Source organism: Rhizobium sp. CB2179, assembly GCF_057653455.1.
Map to the genome: position 1 here is coordinate 525,439 of NZ_JBYGKR010000002.1, position 18,726 is coordinate 544,164.

Below are 18,726 nucleotides of genomic sequence, written 5' to 3' on the forward strand. Positions count from 1 at the left end.
TCCTGCCTGTTCCTGCCAAAGACGTCTTCGTGTCAGGCTTTTCCCGGCCGGTTGATCGCCGGGAAATGGCGAATAACAGGCCTGTCGGGACCCGAGTGGTAGGCAAGTACCTTGGCCTGGAGGTCGGCATCGGCCTGCGAAACCCGTTTGTGCTGGCGCAGGTGCTTCGCCCAGGACTCGACCATGAACCATTCGACCATCTTTTGCGGATCGGCAGAATCCTCGGTCACGCCCCAGCCATAGGCGCCATCGCTCCTGCGAGAGATGAGCAATCGCATGCAGGATCAGGATTGTTTTTTCGGCGTTGTTTTGCCGAAAACTGACCGAAGTTTCGTTCAGTTCGCCTAGCGATTACTTGCTACCCGAAACCTATTACATCAAGTTAGTGATCGTTGCCGCGAGGCAGACCTACATTCAGACAGTGATTTCGGACCCGTCTGGGTTCGCTTTGATGGAATACTCGCCACCGTTTCTGAAACTGCGGACCGTTGCGAAAGTATCTTCCATAAACTGCACATAAGACAGCTTGCCGTTCTCACCGCGCGCCAGAACCGAAAAGGGCGACGTCACCGTTTTGCCCAAAACGTTTGATGTGTAGGTGAACGTGCCGAAGATCGCTGCTCCGTTCTTATTTTCGAAGCTGTCCTGAATTTCGAAGTTGTCTGTCGTCCAGTAACGGCCGACATCGATAAAAGTCTGAACCAGCCCTTCGGTACCTTCGTTGGTACCGGCCCAAGGCATGATCCGCTTCAGCTCCGCGTGCTCATAGTTCAGCGAAACATAAATGAAATCGTCCGTCGTGAATTGTTTTACGAAATCCAGGTCAGTCGGGTTCGACAGGATCGACTGCAATACCCCCAACGGTGACGTGGGGGATGCAGGCTCGGCTTTAGACAACTTCTTAGCGTGCGCATTGATAGACATCGTATATTCCTCCTTCTAAGTGACTTTGGGAATTGAGGTGTCAGCGTTGCGCCAAGCCCGGCTTGAGCGCGATGTGCTTGTGTTCGATGAAATCGTCCAGCGCGGCCAGACCGTTCAAGCGGCCAACGCCAGACTGCTTGAATCCGCCCTCCTCGGTACCGTCGTAGACCTTCGCCCAGTCATTAATCCACACCGAGCCCGCTTCGAGCGCCTGCGCGACGCGCAAGGATCGATCTACATCGCGTGTCCAGATGCTGGCCGACAGTCCATACTCATTGTCGTTGGCAAGACGGATCGCTTCCGCCTCGTCAGAGAACCGCTGAATCGTCAGCACCGGACCAAAAGTCTCCTCCTGTACGATAGCAAGACTGTTGTCGGAGACTTCCAGAAGGGCCGGGCGAAAGAAAGCGCCGTTTGCAAGGGAACCCACATTGATGGGGCCGCCACGCTCGACAACCTTCGCGCCGGCTGCGATAGCGGCCTCGACCACACCATCGACCCGCGCAACGTTAGCGCGGTCGATTAGCGGGCCCATATCGCTGGAGGGGTCGGCGGCGGGGCCAACCTTGACCTTGCGCAATCTCTCCGCCAATCCGTTGCGCACGGCCTCATATTTTCCATCCTGCACGAGCAAGCGGGACCCCGTCATGCAGAACTGACCGCTGAAGACAGTCAGCGCCTTTTGCAGTACCGGCAAGGCGGCATCAAGGTCTGCATCGTCAAAGACGATCATCGGCGTCTTGCCGCCGAGCTCCATTCCGAAACGTTTGAGGTACCTCGCGCCGGCGCTGCTAATGGCTCGGCCGGTACGGGTAGATCCGGTGAAACTGACGACTGGGACCTCCGGCGAGTCCACGAGATAGGCGGAGCCCTCAGGACCGCTTTCGAAAAACAGATTGATCACGCCATTCGGAAGATCCTCTGCTTCCGCCATAATCTCGGCCATGACGCTTGCCGTCTGTGCGACTTGTGCCGGGAGTTTGATGACGGTGGTGCAACCAGCAGCGAGCGCTGGGGCGAGTGATCGGATCGTCAGAATGACCGGAGAGTTCCAAGGTGCAATGACCGCCGCGACTCCCATCGGTTGCCGAAGGATCACGGAGATGCTCCCGGGCTTTGGTGTCAATGCCCGTCCACCTTCGACCAGGGCAGTGGCTGCCGAGTAGCGGAGTTTGCTCGCAACCATGTCCAGCTCGAATGCAGCTTCAGCCTTTACCTTGCCGTTCTCCAACGACAGAATTTCGAGTAGTCTGTCGCGATTGCGTTCGAAGGCGCACGCTAGTTGGTCGAGCACACGAGCCCGTAATTCATGATCATGCGCCCACGTTGTTTCGCGAAAGGCTTTAGAGGCTGCTGCCACCGCAAATTTCGCTGCCTCAAGGCCGTAGTCGGGGTAGTGGCCGATTACGTTATAAGTCGCTGGGTCTATTGACTGTTTCAACTGACCTTCTTGGCATTGAGATCCGCTGATCCAATTGAAGGCTTTGCGGCTCGGTATGTTGTCGAGGGGCATCGTCATATCTGTGGATCCTTCCACTTTCGAGTATCCGTCCGGAAAGGACGAGGCTAGAGCCGGTTACGTAATTGCCACTGCACCATTACCTGTTCGATTTTGCCGACAATTGTCCTGACTGCGGGTTGGCTAACGTTGGTGACAATTGGCACAACCATGAGCGTTGCGCCCAGTACCCGCAGCGGCATTGGCCAATCCTGCATGCAGTCGCCTACAATCCAAACAATCAGAAGGACGCTTGGGTAGACGGCGAGCCACACCATCGCAGTCGTTTTCAGGCGTTCGAATATTACCTGCCGCAATCCTGTCATTGCTTGCTTGATCCTTTACCCGGCGCGTTGAATGATCAACGACGGGGGACACGTGCATGAGTGTGAGACATGATTACTTCCTCCCAATGCTTAGCTCGACGTTCTAGTAGCGGTCTGCGCGAACAGTTGCTGTGTAGATATTGGAGAATCGCGGCTGTTGACGGAATGGGGGTCTTCGTCGCATCATACCGGACATAATGTCTTCAATCGTCTCAATAGAATCCCTTAGCGGCCTCGTCGCGTTTTCAGTCGCCGTCGAAACCGGAAGTTTTGCGGCTGCGGGAAGGAAGCTTGGTCTATCTGCATCGGCCGTGGGAAAGGCGGTGGAGCGACTTGAGGCGCGTCTAGGCCTGCGATTGCTGAACCGTACGACCAGATCTCTAGCCGTGACCGGGGAAGGCGACATTCTATATCGATACGTCGCCCGCATATTGAAAGAACTGCATGACGCTGAGCAAGAGCTTCACTTGGTTCAAAAGGCACCCCGAGGCCGCATTAAGGTTAGTGTGCCCACAGTCTTAGGTCGCAAGATCATCATGCCGGCGCTCCTCGATTTTCGCATCCGCTTTCCAGATGTGACGACCGAGATCAGCCTCGATGACGTCAAGGTTGATATTATCAATGGTGGGTATGACGTGGTGCTGCGGCTAGGTGAGCTGGACGATTCGACGTTACGCGCACGGAGGATCGGACCACACACATTCATAACGTGCGCCTCGCCGGAATATCTTGCACACCGCGGCACCCCGCGAACTCCGTCAGATCTCCATAATCACTGCTGTGTTTTTTATCGTTTTCCAACCACCGGTCGGCCGGAAGTTTGGGCGTTCAAAAATTCACTCCAACTAACGCCAATCAAGCCCTCTGTCGTTTTAAATGACGGCGAGGCACTTGCATCCGCCGCACTGGGTGGCTTGGGGATTATTCAGGCGCCGAGCTATCTCGTAAGCGAAGACATTGCGGCGGGACGGCTTCAAGCTGTCCTCGCAGATTACACGGACGAACGTGGCAGCGTTTCGCTCGTCTGGCCCCCTATGTCGGCACGAGCGCCCAAAGTTCGCGCCTTCATTGATTTCATGGCCGAGCGCGTTTCCCAAAAGCTTTATTGAGTCGGCACCCAAGATTTCTGTCCACTGCTATGGGACAGTTTGCTGTTTAGGATCGGTCTCATGGGAAATGCTCTTTAATTCAAGCCACTTAACAGCAGAAGCGCAGGAGCCGAAGGTCGATTCCGCTCAAGACCCCGTATTGACGAATGCTCATAGGCTCGACCAACCTGTCAAGCCGTTTTCCCAGCGATGCTCATCTGAAGCCGAGTTGAGCCGCCGCGGGCCTTCAATATATCGACGGGTATGATAGTCTGATTACCTGCAATACTCCGCACAATCGGCTGACGCATCAACTCAGGCATAGTAAGTTTCCGTCGAGGTCGTGGGAGACCGGTACCAGGAGCAAAGGTCACCATATGTCCACTCCTGATGCAGTATTTGGCCCTTTTCGGTTTAACCGGGTTCGCCGCGTGTTGATAAAGGGTGAAGTCCCTGTCCAACTTGGCGCCCGCGCCCTTGCTATATTGAGCGCACTGATCGAGACACCGGGACAGCTTGTCACCAAAGGAGAGCTGTTCGAGAAGGCGTGGCCCGGCCTTACCGTGGACGAAGCAAATCTGAAAGTGCAGATTTCCGGCCTGAGAAAGGCTTTAGGAGACGAAGGAAACTTCATCCGTGCCGAAGCCTCGCTTGGGTATCGCTTCATTGGGGACATCGCCTTTGGGCACCGGTACAGGGAAGCGTCTGCGAGACGTCGGTTTCGCGCTCCTCAAAACCTGACAACGCCTATTGGCCGGGATGAAGTAACCAGCGGTGTTTGCGAGTTGCTTAACAAAAACCGGCTCGTCACGATTCTTGGAACCGGCGGGATCGGCAAGACCACCGTGGCGCTCGCCGTGGCTCGCAAACTCGCAGATTCCTACGCAGATGGTATTTGCTTCGTTGATCTTGGCCGGATCGTGCACCAGGACCAAGTCATCGCGGCGATCAAGGGCTCCCTTGATTTGCATGACGGGGAGGAGGCAAGCGTTGAACAGATTCTACTCGGTATTCATGGACGCCAGTTACTCCTCATTCTGGATTGCTGCGAGCATGTCATAGAGAACGTCGCGCTGCTAGCTGAACGCCTGTTGGCCGAAACTAACAACATTCAGATACTCGTTACCTCCCGTGAATCGTTGCGCGTTGCGGGCGAAGTAATATGGCGCCTTGAACCATTGGAAATCCCGCCATTGTCTCTCCAGGGTACGGCGTCGGACATCGACGGATACTCGTCTGTTCAATTATTCATGAGAACGGTCCGCCAAACGATAGACGATTTCCTCATAACCGATGAAAGCGCGGTTTCGGTCGCTGAGATTTGTAGGCGGCTCGACGGCATTCCCTTGGCGCTTGAACTTGCCGCCTCGGTGGTCGATGTTCTCGGTATCGAAGAAATCCGCCGCGGCCTTGATCAGCGATTTGCGCTTTTCGACTTGGACCGTCGCGCGGTCATTCCCCGCCATCGATCGATGGGCGCGACGATTGACTGGAGTTACAACCAACTATCACCCAGACTGCAGGCCGTGATCCGCCGTCTTGCTTGTTTTGCAGGCCCGTTTACGGTCGATGCGGCGATCTCGGTCGCCCCCGGGGAGGGGATGAACGCGCAATCAGTGCGTAACGCGATCGTGGAATTGGTGAACAAGTCCCTCTTGAGCCTCAATCATCAGGCGGACCCGCACGAATACAGGTTACTGGAAACCACGAGGGCATACGCTTCCCAGGCGCAAGGTCCGTTTGGAGAGCGTGAACTTGCCAGGGAAAACCACGCTCAATACTTTTTGAGTTTGCTGGAACGGCAAAATTGGGATGACTACGAGCCTGTGCTCGGTCGCGCCAAGATGCAGGGCTGTCTGGAGGAGGTCCGTGCGGCGCTTGATTGGGCATTCGAGTTCAATGGCCCATTGGCTGTGCGGCTGACCCTCGCTGCGGAACGGCTTTGGCTCGAACTCACGTCGCTTAGTCAGGGCATCCATTACCTTGGCCTGGCGATGCGCAAGGTAAATGCCGACCCGGATGCGGATGTTGCTTTAAGAGCGCGGGTTCTGGTCTCTTATGTTTCTTCCCAATCACATATTCTGGTCAGCGGGATAGACGAAGGATCCCTGGTCGAGCAAGCGTGGCGCGCTGCGCAAACGGCTAAGGACGAGTTTTTACAGCTTAGGGCACTCTACGCACTCATTGACTCCCTCAATATTGCGAGACGCCCAATTCAATACGAACTCGACGCATTTCGTGTTTTGGCCGCAAGGTCGGACGACCCGGCGATTCAGCAACTCCCTCTGCTGATTTCCGCATATTATGACGTTGAACATTCCGAGATTGTGTCATCTGTAAATAAGCTTGAGACGTTCCTGGCCAATTGCGTGTATTTTCCAAGAAAATATTACCTATATTTTGGTAACAGCCTGACACTATATAGTGAGGTGACCGTTTCGTTGATGAGATACTGGCTTGGTTACTGCGAACAAGCACGGACAGCTCTTGCCTTCCTGGTGGAAAGCGCTGAGTATCGAGCAAATTCATCGACCCTGTGTTTCGTCCTCGCCCATGGTGCGCTCTTGTGTGAATTGCACTCCGGTGACGTCGACATCGCCAGCGGTTACTTGCAAAAGCTGGAAAAAATCGCAGCCTTTTATAAGCCTTGGAACGCCTTGGTTGTCTCTTACAGAGCGATATTGACGAAGGAGGAATATAAGAAGCAGATTGTGTCTGAAAGCGATTTGCGAGCGGCAGAGCACAGCCTGAGCAAAGAGCTCAAAACTGAGCCATTCCTTAAAAAGCAGGGCGGGCTTTTCCCGATACTGTTGTTTGAGTTGGCGGAAACAAGGCTTTTCCTTCGTGATTTCGACGGTGTCCTGGAGACGTTGCAGGAGGCCATGACGTACTGCACGAACGACCAAGACGCGCGCATTATCGGCGAGCATGAACGGATTCTTGCGCAAACCTTGGTCGCTCGCAACGAGCCGGGCGATCTCGACGCGGCGGGTGTTCATTTCAGGCGCTCGATCGAGGTGGCGCGTTTCCGGAGCTTATATCTATACGAGTTCGAGGCCACGCTTGGCCTGGCGGAACTCGAGCTCGCAACCGGGCGTCCGATCGTGGCGGGAGAATTGATCACTCAATTGCTTGATTGCCTCGAGGATCGGGATCAATTGCCCGGGATGGATCGAGCGCAAGACATACTTCACCGCGCATCGATTGCTGGAACTCGCGAGCTTTACGACACGGCGGCCCCCGCCAGCGGATAAAACAACCGAAATCCTTGGGATGAAGGCTAATGCTTCTTCCGCAAGGGCCTACCGCGCTTTAGAAACCGGAGGCCCACCGCACTGGTTGCGTTCCTTTCTAGGCGTCCCCATTGCCGCCTTGGGCGAATGAGAGTGGATGACGAAACTCATTGCTTGAAGACGATCATCTTCTCTGCGGTCATCTCGTGTGCGGTGTAGGGAATGCCGCCGATGCCGTAGCCGGAAGCGCGCCGTAAGCGTCCGGTGAGGGCCGTCTTGCGAGGTTGAGACGAACATCGGAAGTCCTAGTGCAAACACTAGGAGTAGTCCTATGACGAAGCATCAGATTGAAGTGATCACGTCTGTCGAGCGCCGACGGCGCTGGTCTCAGGAAGATAAAGAGCGGCTCGTTGCAGCCTGTCTCGAGCCAGGTGCAGTGCTTTCCGAGATTGCCCGTGCGGCCGGTATCCATGTCAGCCAGCTCTTCCGTTGGCGCAAGGAGCTTTGTCAAATCGAGGAGCCGAGGACGGAAACAGCGAGCACGTTGGTGCCGGTGGTCGTGTCCGAGGCCGCGCTTCCAGCCTCGCCCATTCCCTCGGGGCCACCCACCCCATCGCAGTCCCGCCGGAAGCGCAGCGATGTGACGATTGAACTCGGTCGGGACCGTCGTATCCGCGTAGACAGCGACATCGACACGGACGCGCTGGGCCGCATTCTCGATGTCGTGCTGGGGCGGAGATGATCCCGGTTCCGAGTGGTGTGAAGGTCTGGCTGGCGACCGGTCACACGGACATGCGCAAAGGCTTCCCCGGTCTGTCGCTGATGGTGCAGGAGACGCTGAAGCGCGATCCGATGTGCGGACATTTGTTCGTGTTCCGGGGGCGCGGTGGAGGTCTGATCAAGGTGATCTGGCATGACGGACAAGGAGCCTGTCTATTCACGAAGAAGCTGGAGCGCGGCCGCTTCATCTGGCCGTCAGCCGCTGACGGCACGGTGGTGATCACACCGGCCCAGCTCGGTTATCTGCTCGAAGGCATAGACTGGCGGATGCCGCAAAAGACCTGGCGGCCAACATCGGCAGGATGAGCAAAAGCACTGGAATGGCGGACTCGAATATGATTCCATCCTGCCATGAGCGACGCGACTGATGAGCTTCCGGACGACCTTGCCAGTGCGCTTGCACTGCTGGCCGAGGAGCGTGCCCGGCGTATCGCTGCCGAGGCAGAGGCAGCGACCGCCAAGGCGCAAGCCGCCAGCGCAAAGGCGCTCGTGTCGCATTCCGAAGCGCTGATCGCGCGGTTGAAGCTGGAGATCGAGAAGGTTCGCCGCGAACTTTACGGCAGCCGGTCAGAACGCAAGGCGCGACTCCTCGAACAGATGGAACTGCAGCTCGAGGAGCTGGAGGCTGACGCTGGCGAAGACGAACTGGCGGCAGAGGTTGCGGCCAAAGCCTCGACGGTCAGGGCTTTCGAGCGCAAGCGTCCATCACGGAAACCATTCCCTGAACATCTGCCGCGCGAGCGTGTCGTTATCGCGGCCCCGGCGAGCTGCCCTTGTTGCGGTTCGGGCAAGCTGTCGAAGCTGGGCGAAGACATCACCGAGACCCTGGAGGTCATCCCGCGTCAGTGGAAGGTGATCCAAACGGTGCGGGAGAAGTTCACCTGCCGCGAATGCGAGAAGATCACCCAGCCACCAGCTCCTTTCCATGTGACGCCGCGGGGCTTTGCCGGGCCCAGCCTTCTGGCGATGATCCTGTTTGAGAAGTTCGCGCAGCATCAACCGCTGAACCGCCAGAGCGAGCGCTATGCCCGAGAGGGTATCGACCTCAGCCTGTCGACGCTGGCAGATCAGGTCGGCGCTTGCGCCGCGGCGCTGAAGCCACTCCATTCGTTGATGGAAGCGCATGTCCTGGCTGCCGAGCGGCTGCATGGCGACGACACCACAGTGCCGATCCTGGCGAAGGGAAAGACCGATACGGGTCGCATCTGGACCTATGTCCGAGACGACCGGCCGTTTGGCGGGCAATCGCCGCCGGCGGCTCTCTACTATGCTTCGCGGAGATCGACGACAAGAGCATCCCGAGCGCCACTTGAAGACCTTCACCGGCATTCTGCAGGCTGATGCCTATGGCGGCTACAATCCGCTGTTCAAGGTAGACCGCGATCCGGGGCCGCTGACGCAGGCGCTCTGCTGGTCGCACGCGAGGCGCAAGTTCTTCGTGCTGGCCGACATCGCCCCGAATGCCAAACGCGGCAGCCGCGCCGCGCCGATCTCGCCTATGGCGCTGGAAGCCGTCAAACGGATCGATGCGCTGTTCGACATCGAGCGTGAGATCAACGGGCTTGCCGCAGCGGAACGCCTGGAGCGCCGTCGCAAGCACAGTCTGCCGCTTGTCGGCGAACTGCACCGCTGGCTTCAAACCGAGCGGGCAAAACTGTCGCGCAGTTCTCCGGTCGCAGAGCCGATCGACTACATGCTGAAGCGCTGGAACGGCTTCGTGTCGTTCCTCGACGACGGCCGGATTTGTCTCACGAACAATGCCGCCGAGCGCGCGCTCAGGGGTTTTGCACTTGGAAGGAAGTCATGGCTCTTCGCCGGATCGGATCGCGGCGCTGATCGTGCTGCCTTGATAGTGACGCTGATCATGAGTGCCAAGCTCAACGACATCGATCCCCAGGCTTGGCTTGCTGACGTCCTGTCCCGCATCGCCGACACGCCAATCAGTAAGCTGGAGCAATTACTCCCGTGGAATTGGCAACCACAGGGACTTAACGCTCAAGCAGCCTAACCTGCGGCCCTCACCGGATGCATACAGCGCGCCGGCCGGCAAAGGGCATCCAGTCGGTGCGAAACGCGCTGTGATCGTTGACCATCACGGCCGAAGCATCGAGCCGTTCGGCGGCATGGAAGGCCGTATCGAGTTCGCGCGTGAAGACGCTTGCCTGGAAGGCGACTTCGAGCGAATTGGCCCTCGCGATCGCTTCGTCGATGTCGTCATAGCCATAGACGCAGGTGACCGGCCCGAAGATTTCATGCGTCGAGACCTTCGCGCCAGCGGGTGGATCGACCAGAACTGCGGGCTTGAGCGTGGTTTGGCTGAGCCGGCCGCCGCCGATCCGGCGCGCGCCCGCGGCGACCGCTTCGTCGACCCAGCTCTCGACGCGCTCGGCTTCCGCGGGCGTGATCAAGGGGCCGATCTCGGTTTCGGCAAGGGTCGGATCGCCGACCCGCAGCTGCTCGATCCGGGCGGCAAAGCGCTCCAGGAATGCGTCTTTCAGTCGGCAGATTTGCGATATGCGCGCGGTCGAAGGCTTGTACGACCTCGATCATGCTCTTCTCCCATCTCTTTTTGACGTAGCGGCCGATATCGTCCGCTGTTTCAGTGACCGGTCAGCGGACGTCCACAGGCTCCAACACCCAGGCCAATCGCTCAGCCAGATCAGGGACCCTGGCCTGATAGTCTCGATAGTGCGGGGTACTGCGATGCGCTTCTATGGCGGCGGCGTCTATGTACAGCTCGTCGAGCACGAAGCGGTCGCTTTGTGCCGGATCGCGCCAGATATCCCAGCGCAGATTGCCGGGCTCGGCGCGGCAATGCGGCGCCATGCCGACAAGCAGGGCTTGTAGTTCGGCCGCCTTGCCGGGGCGGGCAGTCAGGATGGCGGTCGTCTTTGCCGGCGTTCGGGTCATGGAAAGGCTCCCAATGCACAAGGGTCGGATGGCGGCAACGCCTGACTGCAGGCGTTGCCGCATGCTCATGCCGAAACACTTGCCCGGTTGAGCGCCTCGACCAGTTTCGCTCCCAGCGGATGATCCGATCGTGGGTTTTGGCCAGTGATCAGCTCGCGGTCCACGACAACATTGGGAGCGAAGTCGATCGCTCCGGTAGAGACATTACCGCCCGCGGTGTGCAAGGCATCCGGCATGTTGAAGTAAAGCTTGCCGTGGAGGATGTTGTCCTCGATCGGCGTCTCCTCGCTCGCGGAGTATACGGTCATCTTGTAGCCGGCATATTGCCAGTCCTTGCCCAACTGAGAGGCCTTCTTCTCGTCTCCGGAGATCAGGGCAGCTCGATATTCCCTGGCCTGAGGTAGAGCGGCAAGCGAGGCTATTGGGCCATGGCACAGGAATGCGGTCGGCTTTCCCCTGGCGTGAAAATGGCGCAGGATCTCGCCGAGATCGGCATCCTGCATCAGGTCGACGGCCGGCGCCTGACCACCTGGCACGAAGACGGCGGCATAGTTGTCGAGCCCTTCTTCGATCACCGATCGCAAGGTCCGGGCGTTTTTCATCCCCGGATTCTCCTTGAAGAAGGCGCGCCCGCGCTGAAGGGCGGCTTCGTCGCCATCGAAATGCTGCGCCACATCGGATACGGGATCGATATGCGGCTTGGTGCCGTCGGGCGTCGCCAGCACCACCTCATAGCCCGCATCGACGAGAGCCATGGCCGGAACGACGGTCTCGTTGAGATATTGGCCCGTCGGCCCGGTGCCGCCTCCCTGAATTTCGATGCGGGTGGCGTTCGAACCGACGACAAGCACTTTTCCCTTGGACATTGGAATTCTCCTCGTTTGATACGGTTTCATTCTATGGACCGGCAAAGAACCTGGGTGATGTGGGCCGCAATGTCGGGCTGGCTGAGGCTCAGCCCGGCATGGTGTCGAACTGCGGCACGTCCAGCGGCGTGGCCCAGTCAAGCCGGCGGCTGGTGAATATCTCCATGGCCGGCCTTATACCCTCGGGTCTGTCGAGGCTGCCGAGCGTGACGAAGAGCAAGCCTGGAAAGCTCGGCAGATTGCTGGTGAACAATCGTGAGCCACAGCCGGCGCAGAAGTTCCGGTCCGGGCCATTTTCGGAAGCGGAGGTATAGCGGAACGCCTTCGGCTGGCCGCTCGACAGCGTGAAGTCACCTTCGGGCACACCAAGCAGGCAGAGCGCTTCGCCACCCGAGGCCTTCTTGCAGTCGAGACAGTGGCATAGCACGACAAGGACCGGATCCACGTCGAACCCGAATCGTACTGCGCCGCAGGCGCATCGCGCCATATGTTTGCTGGTCGATTCCATCTATCGCAACCTTTATGGCGGTCGGATGCATGGCCGATCCTGCCGCCTGCACGGGATCAGAACGTCAGCACGGCCCGGCCGACGACCTTGTTATCTCTCTGAAGGTCCAGGTATTCGTTGACCTCTTCGAAGCCGATGGTCTTGATGGTGTGGTGGATCTTGCCGGCGGCTGCGAGCGCCATGACTTCGCTGAGATCGGCATTGTTGCCCCAGAAGGATCCATGGAATGTCTGCTCGCCCGACACCCTCGGGAAGAGGGGAACGTCGATGCGATCCCCGACAAAGCCGACATCTGCGTAGTGGCCGCCGATCGCCAGGATCGCAAATCCGAGCTGCACCATCTCCGGCGCGCCGACGCAGTCGATGATCGCATCGACCTTGTTTTGGCCGGTGATCGTCTTCACTTCCTTGCCGATATCGTCGGCGGACTTTCCCTTGATATCGATGGTATGGTCGGCGCCATATTTCTTTGCAATGGCTAGTTTCTCCGGGTTGCGGCCAAAGGCGATAACGGTCGCGCCGGCGCCGAGTAGTTTGGCATATTGGATCGCATAGGTGCCAAGCCCGCCGACGCCGAACACGCCGATCACCCGGTCGGGGCCAAGCCCACCGGCATCCCGAATTTTCTTGATGCCGCGATAAGGTGTCAGCCCTGCATCGGTGAGCGGAGCGAGTTCTTCAAATTTCAGGTGCTTGGCGACTTTGATCACGTAGCGCGCAGGGACCGGGATATATTCCGCAAAACCACCGTAAGTGCCGAAGCCCGGCCAGCGGACATTGGCGCAGATATGCGTATTGCCGACCATGCAATGCCGGCAAGTACCGTCGCCCCAGCCGGGCGCGACCACCACATGGTCGCCTTCCTCAAGGCCAGCGGTTTTTGGAATGACACTTCCAAGTTTTTCGATCGTGCCGGTGATCTCGTGGCCTGGAATGATCGGCGGCGGGATATCGCCATAGTTCTGGAAGAACCCGTCGACCAGGAGCACGTCGGATCGGCACATGCCACAGGCCTTGACCTTGACGAGCACCTCGTCGGCCTGGATATCGGGAACCGGTATATCCTCGAGGATCAGCGGCTTGTGATATTCTAGTATCCGTGCGGCTTTCATTTGCTTCTCCCTTTTTCGAGACTTCAGCCTTCGAGGACTGCTGCAACCGCCGATTCCGCCACGGCGATATCCTGCTCGAAGGTTCCGGCACTTGCTCCGACAGCGCCGACGATGACGCCGCCGATGCGGACAGGCAGACCGCCCCCGAAAATCACCACCTTGCCGCCATTGCTCTGCTCGATGCCGAAGAGAGGTGCACCGGGCTGGGCGAGCTCAGCCATAAAGGATGTCGGCTTATCGAAGAGTCTTGCCGTCACTGCCTTGCCGATCGCGAGATCGACGCTCCCGATCAGGGCGCCGTCCTGGCGGGTGAATGCGATGAGCGCACCCCCGGCATCGACGATCGCGATATTGTAGGCGATGTCCATGCTGACGGCCTTGGCTTCGCCAGCGTCGAGCATGCGCTTCGCATCAGACAGCGTCAGGGTGTTGCAGGAGCGCGGCATCGTCATTGCGTCCTTGTTGATCGCGTTGCCTATCGAGTAGCACCGGAGCCGGCTGTGGGGAGGTAAAAAAAGGTAAAATTGACGGCGAGCAAGAGCTCGTTGCCCGTCATCGGACGGCGCGCGTTCGCGCAGCTGGCGAGCAATCTCGCGGCCTCAGAGTTATCTCGACATGGCAAAGGCAGACGCCAGTTCGTCAACTGTCCATATGCGATCGACTCGAGCATCCGGCGGATCGCGTTGAAGATCCGGGGCAATGCTGTGCCGTGGGCGGGTTGGGCGAGGCGGCTATAGATGCGGCGACGCTGCATGTGGTTTGCCCGGGGGCAGCCGTGGCACGTTCATGAACGTTCCCGGCATTACATTCTGATGCAAAATCTGAAGTGAGGTGCGCCGGACATGGTGCATCTCATTCCGGATGAAAGCGACCCCATCCTGCGTTCCATGCGGATGATGCCAAATGTGAAGGCCATGCCGTTAGATCTATTTGCTGTTTCAAAAATGATTTCAGTATGTTTAAGCTCCCGAACCAAATTATATAGCCGGTGCAAGAACTTGGCTCTCTCTTAACAGCAAGTCCCTCATAAAATGAAGTTGCTGCGGTTATAGATATGCACGAAACCCAATTTCGCTAAATTGGCGTTCGAGATGTTAGCCTTTTCGGCCGATGGCACCTCTGTCTCGACCACGAAAGTCGAAACGCCACGTTTCGCGCCTTCTTGCAGGCGAGCTTGAATCAAAGCTTTCTGCGCACCGCGGTTTCGAAAGCTCGGCACGGTCGTTCCCCCGCCGAGCCAGGCGAAAGATCCTGAAGCAAACATCGCCCCCGTTCCCACAGGCGTGTCTCCGTCTAGCGCGTAGAAACACGACCATCCGTCTCGTCCAACGATTGCTGCCCATAGGACAGTTAGGCTTTCCGGAAAGCCAAAACCGGCACACATCATGGCGCCGAATACCTGGGCTTCATCGGGCCGGACTTTTCGTGTTTTCACAGCGGCTGCCGATGGAAGAGAGACCGCGTCCGTGGTTCGTCTCAGCTTCGCCCAACCAGGACCATAGGTAATCAACCCTTTCGACTGGATCCAACGTCTCACCTCGTCGGATGCAGCGTCCGTGTTGACCTGCAAAAACCGTTTCCCCAGCCTCTGTCTCATCCAGCTGTAGGCTTCGTCTAGGTCTTCACTATCAGTGAGGCCGAGGATGCGATTAAGGCCGATCGCAGGCGCGCTCGGAAGAGAGATCGTGCATCCACCATTCATGGAAATGCATTCGAATCGTTCTTCGTCCGCCAATTGGTCGCGGGCGGCGTTATGCAGATCAATGAAAGCTTTGGCCTCAATGGCGTCTTCTTTTGTAGGGCAGGGGTAATCGGAAGAACAAGAATCCAATGGAGTGCTCCTGAGGCAGAAACTTCGCCGAAAGCGGATAAATGAGTTCTTGGAATAAAAACAGAATAATCACAGCGCCAACTTCCTGCACATTTGACGATTTCCCAACGCACCCTCAAGGATCTGAGAAGTGACGTGGTATCCATCATCTCCGGGCAGCATGTGGTGCATGCAACCATCTCTCTTAACGTCTTGAAAATTGGCTAAGGCAGTGTAACGTCGAGCTTTTGTGGTTTGTGAGAGCAAAGTGTCACACGATGGCGGTTCCCAGGCCTTGTCGAAGCAAAAGGCCTACCAGTTCGGCGACTTCCGTCTGTTACCTGAAGCCCAAGCCCTCCTGTACAAGGGGCAGTCCGTCGCGCTGGGTGGGCGAGGGTTCGATATACTGACCCTGCTCGTGGCGCGGGCTGGCGAGGTTGTGAGTAAAGCCGATCTGTTCTCGCACGTATGGCCGGACTATATCGTCCACGACCATAACTTGAAGGTCAATGTGGGCAACCTTCGACGCTCGCTGGCCGAACTCGATCCCACCGCGGAATACATCGCAACGATCGCTGGCCGCGGCTACAAGTTCGTCGCCGCGGTGGAGAACGACCGCCCAGCGGTAGCACGGCAAGTTGCTTCAATCACGAGTCATCATACCGCCCCACCGGAAGTGCGGCAGCTCCTCGGCCGCGATGACGCGATCCGGCAAATCTCCGAACAGCTTCATCACCCGGGTTATGTCACCATCGTCGGGCCAGGCGGAGCCGGGAAAACGTCACTTGCGGTCACCGTTGCTCAGCATTGCTGCAACGAAGGCAAAGCCATTGCCTTTGTCGATCTCTCTACGGTCACCGATCCCCGATTTGTGGTGCCCGCAATAGCTTCCGCTCTCGGCATCTCCCTCGGATTGGACGATCCGATCGCGGGTGTGATTGACCTCCTTCGAAGCAACAAACTGCTTCTCATCATCGACAATTGCGAGCACGTCATTGCAATGGCAGCGACGACGGTCGAGCGGATCTCAGCAGCGGTGCCGGGCGCCCGTATCCTCGTGACCAGCCGCGAGCCGCTTCGGACGAGACACGAGCAAATCCATTTTCTCTCCGGGCTCGCTTATCCGGACCAGACGGCTGAGCTCTCCACGACCGACGCGCTTCAGTTTCCTGCGATCCAGCTCTTCATCTCAACGGCCCACGGCGCTGGCGTTTCGGAACCCACGGACGAATACGTTCGCAGTGTCGTCTCAATCTGCGCACGGCTGGACGGCTTGGCACTCGCTATCGAATTGGCCGCCGGCACGGCCAGTGTACTTGCTCCCTCAGCGCTTGAAGGCCTGTTCAAGAATGGTTTTGACGCGATGGGTCGTGGAGCAAGGGATGCGCCTTTGCGCCACCAGTCGCTGGAGGCTACGCTGGACTGGAGCTATCGGCTTCTTCCCGACCGCGAGGCTATCTTGCTCGCCTTGCTTTCGGTGTTTTCGGGGCGTTTCAACGCCGACGACGCAGAAGCCATGTATTCCGCTGGTGCCCTCGTGCCGATGGCAGGACGTGATGCCCTTTCGCAGCTGGTGGCAAAGTCACTGCTCTCCGCGCAATACGACGGCGGGACTGTGCATTACAGGATGGCCGAGAGCACCGGCACCTATGCTGCACGGCGTCTCTTTGGTTCACGCTACAGAGAGGAAGCCAGGCGACAATTTGCCATCCGGATAAGGGACAAGCTGCAGATCGCCGAACGGGAATGGTCCTCACAGACGTCTCGCGAATGGTTGGGGAAATATAGGAGGCAGATCGACGATGTCCGTGCCGCGATCGCCTGGGCGTTCGACCCTGCAGGGGACGCTGCGTTGGGTGTCGAACTGGTGGTCGCCGCATTGCCCCTGTGGCAAGAGCTTTCGGCGTTCAGGGAAATGCTGGAGGCCATCGATCTTGCAAGCTCAAACAGTGCGGCACTGGTAGGGCTCGCGCCTCTGGGACGAGCAAAGCTCTCCACGGCGCGGGCTTGGGCTATGACGCTGGCACGCCACATGCACCCGCAAACCGAGGACGCTTGGCGCGAAAGCATCTTTCATGCGAACGGGTCGGGCGACGCCGGGTTTCAAGTGCGCTCGGTGTGCGGACAGGCCGTCTTTCTTGCTTATTCCGGCCGGCCGCGCACGGCGTTACGCAGCATGAACGATTTTGCGGCATCAAAGGGTTTGGACTGGACGACAGCGCCCGACGGGAAGCGGCTGTTGGCGCATATCGAAATCTACGCAGGTGAGCTCAATTCGGCATCGGCCCATCTGGAGGCACTGATGAACGATTGGGGTCACTTGGAAGAAGGCCATGGACTCTCGCGATTCCAAGTCGACTTGCCGGCTGGCATACGCTTGTCTCAGGCATTTCTGTGCTGGTTACAGGGTGACTCTGATCGTGCCGCCGTTCTGGCCAGTCGTGCCATCGATCGTGCCGTCGACCTCGATCACATGATATCCCTCGGCAATGCGATCTCGCTGGCGGGCCTTCCGATCGCATTCGTGGACGGCAATCTCGAAACCGCTTCGCAGCTTCAGCGGCAGTTGGCTGACGTCAGCCGCCGTGAAAGCGTCGGCATTTATGAGGGGACAGCAACGTTTTTCGCCGGTGCTATCCAGTCGGCTCGAGGTGAAAGAGCAGGTTTCACCTTGATGCAGGACAGCATCGCTGGATTGCTTCGGGGAAGCTGGCGTGCTCGCGTTCCTTTCTACCGCAGCCTATTGGCGGAGGCCTATATTGCTGCGGGTGAGATGCAACTTGCAGAAAACAGCCTGCGCGCCGTGCTTAGCGAAATCGGGATTCGTGAGGAACGCTGGTGGCATCCTGATCTCTGGCGCGTTGCGGGAATGATTGAAGCCGGGAACGCCCGTCCAAAAAAAGCGATGCGCTATTTCCAGAAGTCTTTGGATAGCGCCCTCGCCATGGGGGCTGGCGCCGCGATCAAACGGACCCAGCTTGCCATGGCTGCGGTGGATGTGCGCTGACCTTGGCACTTCAATCTTTTCTTCGCGTGTCGATGCGCTCCCGCAGCGACGCATTTTCTCGCTCCAGCTGAGCAATCTTGTCGATCAGGTGCTGTGAGGCTGAAAGAAATTCGGCTTCGGTGTAGCGTGGCTCGATGTGCTGCGGACAGTTCCAATCGAACGCCTCGAGCTTGAGCTTGAAAATGCGTTCGGCCTTGGCCCCATAATCACCATCGGTAATGTTCGCCGTGAGCACTGGATCTGCGTCGAGTGCCAGCCTCTCGGCGCGGGCATAGATCTTCAGACGAGTGCGTGCGGGATAGTCCATCAGAAACAGGCAGGCCCGGTCGTTCTCAGCCAGATTGCCGGTGCTGATATACTGGCGATTGCCGCGGTAATCGACGAAGGCAAGCGTGCGATTATCGAGCACTTTGAGAAAGCCTGAAGGTCCGCCGCGATGCTGGACATAGGGCCAGCCTGTCTCTGAAACCGAGGCTATGTAGAAACTGTCGCGCTGTGCGATAAACGCGGTTTCTCTTACCGAGAACTGGTCGAATTCGCGGTGCCCCTTGAAGTCCGACCACAGACGATCCGCTCCCATTTCCGCTTGCGCCCTGCGAACTGACGGAGTGATCGCGATATCCATAAAGCCATAGGTCACATCGTGTCTCCTCATTGTATTGTC

At 58.1% G+C, this 18,726-nt stretch carries 16 protein-coding genes and 2 pseudogenes; 6 read left to right on the forward strand and 12 right to left on the reverse strand.

The features are described 5' to 3' along the window. Positions 1-32: 32 nt before the first annotated feature. From AC244Q_RS26565 to AC244Q_RS26580, 4 genes and pseudogenes are all read right to left on the reverse strand, one after another. Positions 33-260 (reverse strand): annotated as a pseudogene (locus AC244Q_RS26565) (MFS transporter); the annotation flags it as partial. 154 nt (positions 261-414) lie between these two features. Continuing rightward, positions 415-924 (reverse strand): nuclear transport factor 2 family protein, encoded by a 510-nt coding sequence (locus tag AC244Q_RS26570; RefSeq protein WP_245460440.1) that lies wholly within the window; start codon positions 922-924, stop codon positions 415-417. A 40-nt stretch (positions 925-964) separates the two neighbouring features. Next, positions 965-2,443, reverse strand: a complete 1,479-nt coding sequence (locus AC244Q_RS26575) for an aldehyde dehydrogenase family protein (RefSeq protein ID WP_245460439.1) — start codon at positions 2,441-2,443, stop codon at positions 965-967. Between the two features lie 47 nt (positions 2,444-2,490). Beyond that, the gene (locus tag AC244Q_RS26580; RefSeq protein WP_128406149.1) at positions 2,491-2,748 is read right to left on the reverse strand and encodes a putative antibiotic biosynthesis monooxygenase; all 258 of its coding nucleotides are present in this window, start codon (positions 2,746-2,748) and stop codon (positions 2,491-2,493) included. Positions 2,749-2,945: 197 nt separating this feature from the next. On the opposite strand from AC244Q_RS26580, the gene AC244Q_RS26585 reads away from it, so the two are divergent. The 5 genes from AC244Q_RS26585 to tnpC all read left to right on the forward strand — a co-directional run bounded on the left by AC244Q_RS26585 (position 2,946) and on the right by tnpC (position 9,857). Then, the gene (locus AC244Q_RS26585; RefSeq protein ID WP_128406148.1) at positions 2,946-3,857 is read left to right on the forward strand and encodes a LysR family transcriptional regulator; all 912 of its coding nucleotides are present in this window, start codon (positions 2,946-2,948) and stop codon (positions 3,855-3,857) included. 356 nt (positions 3,858-4,213) lie between these two features. Further along, a complete protein-coding gene (locus AC244Q_RS26590) occupies positions 4,214-7,090 on the forward strand; it encodes an ATP-binding protein (RefSeq protein ID WP_128406147.1) in 2,877 nt (958 codons plus the stop codon). A gap of 310 nt (positions 7,091-7,400) precedes the next feature. After that, positions 7,401-7,811, forward strand: a complete 411-nt coding sequence (tnpA, locus tag AC244Q_RS26595; RefSeq protein ID WP_018244910.1) for an IS66-like element accessory protein TnpA — start codon at positions 7,401-7,403, stop codon at positions 7,809-7,811. Further along, positions 7,808-8,155: an IS66 family insertion sequence element accessory protein TnpB gene (gene tnpB / locus AC244Q_RS26600; protein ID WP_003551791.1), complete on the forward strand. Its 348-nt coding sequence runs from the start codon at positions 7,808-7,810 to the stop codon at positions 8,153-8,155. Before tnpA ends, tnpB begins: the two co-directional genes overlap by 4 nt. A gap of 45 nt (positions 8,156-8,200) precedes the next feature. After that, a protein-coding gene (tnpC, locus tag AC244Q_RS26605) for an IS66 family transposase (protein ID WP_245460741.1) occupies positions 8,201-9,857 on the forward strand; the annotation gives its coding sequence in 2 pieces (ribosomal slippage) (positions 8,201-9,127 and positions 9,129-9,857; 1,656 coding nt in all). A gap of 28 nt (positions 9,858-9,885) precedes the next feature. Here tnpC and AC244Q_RS26610 read toward each other — a convergent pair. The 7 genes and pseudogenes from AC244Q_RS26610 to AC244Q_RS26640 form a co-directional block, all read right to left on the reverse strand. Next, positions 9,886-10,347: pseudogene (locus tag AC244Q_RS26610) on the reverse strand (aldehyde dehydrogenase family protein); the annotation flags it as partial. Between the two features lie 112 nt (positions 10,348-10,459). Continuing rightward, on the reverse strand, positions 10,460-10,759 hold the full coding sequence (locus tag AC244Q_RS26615; RefSeq protein WP_128408115.1) for a putative quinol monooxygenase: 300 nt from the start codon (positions 10,757-10,759) through the stop codon (positions 10,460-10,462). A 65-nt stretch (positions 10,760-10,824) separates the two neighbouring features. Further along, entirely contained in the window at positions 10,825-11,625 is an 801-nt protein-coding gene (locus AC244Q_RS26620; protein WP_128408114.1) for a type 1 glutamine amidotransferase domain-containing protein, read from the reverse strand. An 88-nt stretch (positions 11,626-11,713) separates the two neighbouring features. Next, the gene (locus AC244Q_RS26625; protein ID WP_128408113.1) at positions 11,714-12,133 is read right to left on the reverse strand and encodes a GFA family protein; all 420 of its coding nucleotides are present in this window, start codon (positions 12,131-12,133) and stop codon (positions 11,714-11,716) included. A 56-nt stretch (positions 12,134-12,189) separates the two neighbouring features. Continuing rightward, a complete protein-coding gene (locus AC244Q_RS26630; RefSeq protein WP_128408112.1) occupies positions 12,190-13,245 on the reverse strand; it encodes an NAD(P)-dependent alcohol dehydrogenase in 1,056 nt (351 codons plus the stop codon). Between the two features lie 23 nt (positions 13,246-13,268). Beyond that, the gene (locus AC244Q_RS26635) at positions 13,269-13,691 is read right to left on the reverse strand and encodes a GlcG/HbpS family heme-binding protein (protein WP_128408118.1); all 423 of its coding nucleotides are present in this window, start codon (positions 13,689-13,691) and stop codon (positions 13,269-13,271) included. Positions 13,692-14,269: 578 nt separating this feature from the next. Continuing rightward, complete coding sequence (locus AC244Q_RS26640; protein ID WP_128408111.1) at positions 14,270-15,076, reverse strand: GNAT family N-acetyltransferase; 807 nt, start codon at positions 15,074-15,076, stop codon at positions 14,270-14,272. A gap of 247 nt (positions 15,077-15,323) precedes the next feature. Between AC244Q_RS26640 and AC244Q_RS26645 the strand changes: the two genes are divergently transcribed. Next, entirely contained in the window at positions 15,324-18,062 is a 2,739-nt protein-coding gene (locus AC244Q_RS26645) for an ATP-binding protein (RefSeq protein WP_128408110.1), read from the forward strand. Between the two features lie 10 nt (positions 18,063-18,072). Here the strand turns inward: AC244Q_RS26645 and AC244Q_RS26650 are convergent, their stop codons facing one another. Then, complete coding sequence (locus AC244Q_RS26650) at positions 18,073-18,702, reverse strand: pyridoxamine 5'-phosphate oxidase family protein (protein WP_128408109.1); 630 nt, start codon at positions 18,700-18,702, stop codon at positions 18,073-18,075. Positions 18,703-18,726: the final 24 nt, after the last annotated feature.

Excerpts from the sequence above, each read along its gene's own strand:
- AC244Q_RS26570 (WP_245460440.1), bottom strand. The coding sequence starts at position 924 with ATGTCTATCAATGCGCACGCTAAGAAGTTGTCTAAAGCCGAGCCTGCA.
- AC244Q_RS26575 (WP_245460439.1), bottom strand. The coding sequence starts at position 2,443 with ATGACGATGCCCCTCGACAACATACCGAGCCGCAAAGCCTTCAATTGG.
- AC244Q_RS26580 (WP_128406149.1), bottom strand. The coding sequence starts at position 2,748 with ATGACAGGATTGCGGCAGGTAATATTCGAACGCCTGAAAACGACTGCG.
- AC244Q_RS26585 (WP_128406148.1), top strand. The coding sequence starts at position 2,946 with ATGTCTTCAATCGTCTCAATAGAATCCCTTAGCGGCCTCGTCGCGTTT.
- AC244Q_RS26590 (WP_128406147.1), top strand. The coding sequence starts at position 4,214 with ATGTCCACTCCTGATGCAGTATTTGGCCCTTTTCGGTTTAACCGGGTT.
- tnpA (WP_018244910.1), top strand. The coding sequence starts at position 7,401 with ATGACGAAGCATCAGATTGAAGTGATCACGTCTGTCGAGCGCCGACGG.
- tnpB (WP_003551791.1), top strand. The coding sequence starts at position 7,808 with ATGATCCCGGTTCCGAGTGGTGTGAAGGTCTGGCTGGCGACCGGTCAC.
- AC244Q_RS26615 (WP_128408115.1), bottom strand. The coding sequence starts at position 10,759 with ATGACCCGAACGCCGGCAAAGACGACCGCCATCCTGACTGCCCGCCCC.
- AC244Q_RS26620 (WP_128408114.1), bottom strand. The coding sequence starts at position 11,625 with ATGTCCAAGGGAAAAGTGCTTGTCGTCGGTTCGAACGCCACCCGCATC.
- AC244Q_RS26625 (WP_128408113.1), bottom strand. The coding sequence starts at position 12,133 with ATGGAATCGACCAGCAAACATATGGCGCGATGCGCCTGCGGCGCAGTA.
- AC244Q_RS26630 (WP_128408112.1), bottom strand. The coding sequence starts at position 13,245 with ATGAAAGCCGCACGGATACTAGAATATCACAAGCCGCTGATCCTCGAG.
- AC244Q_RS26635 (WP_128408118.1), bottom strand. The coding sequence starts at position 13,691 with ATGCCGCGCTCCTGCAACACCCTGACGCTGTCTGATGCGAAGCGCATG.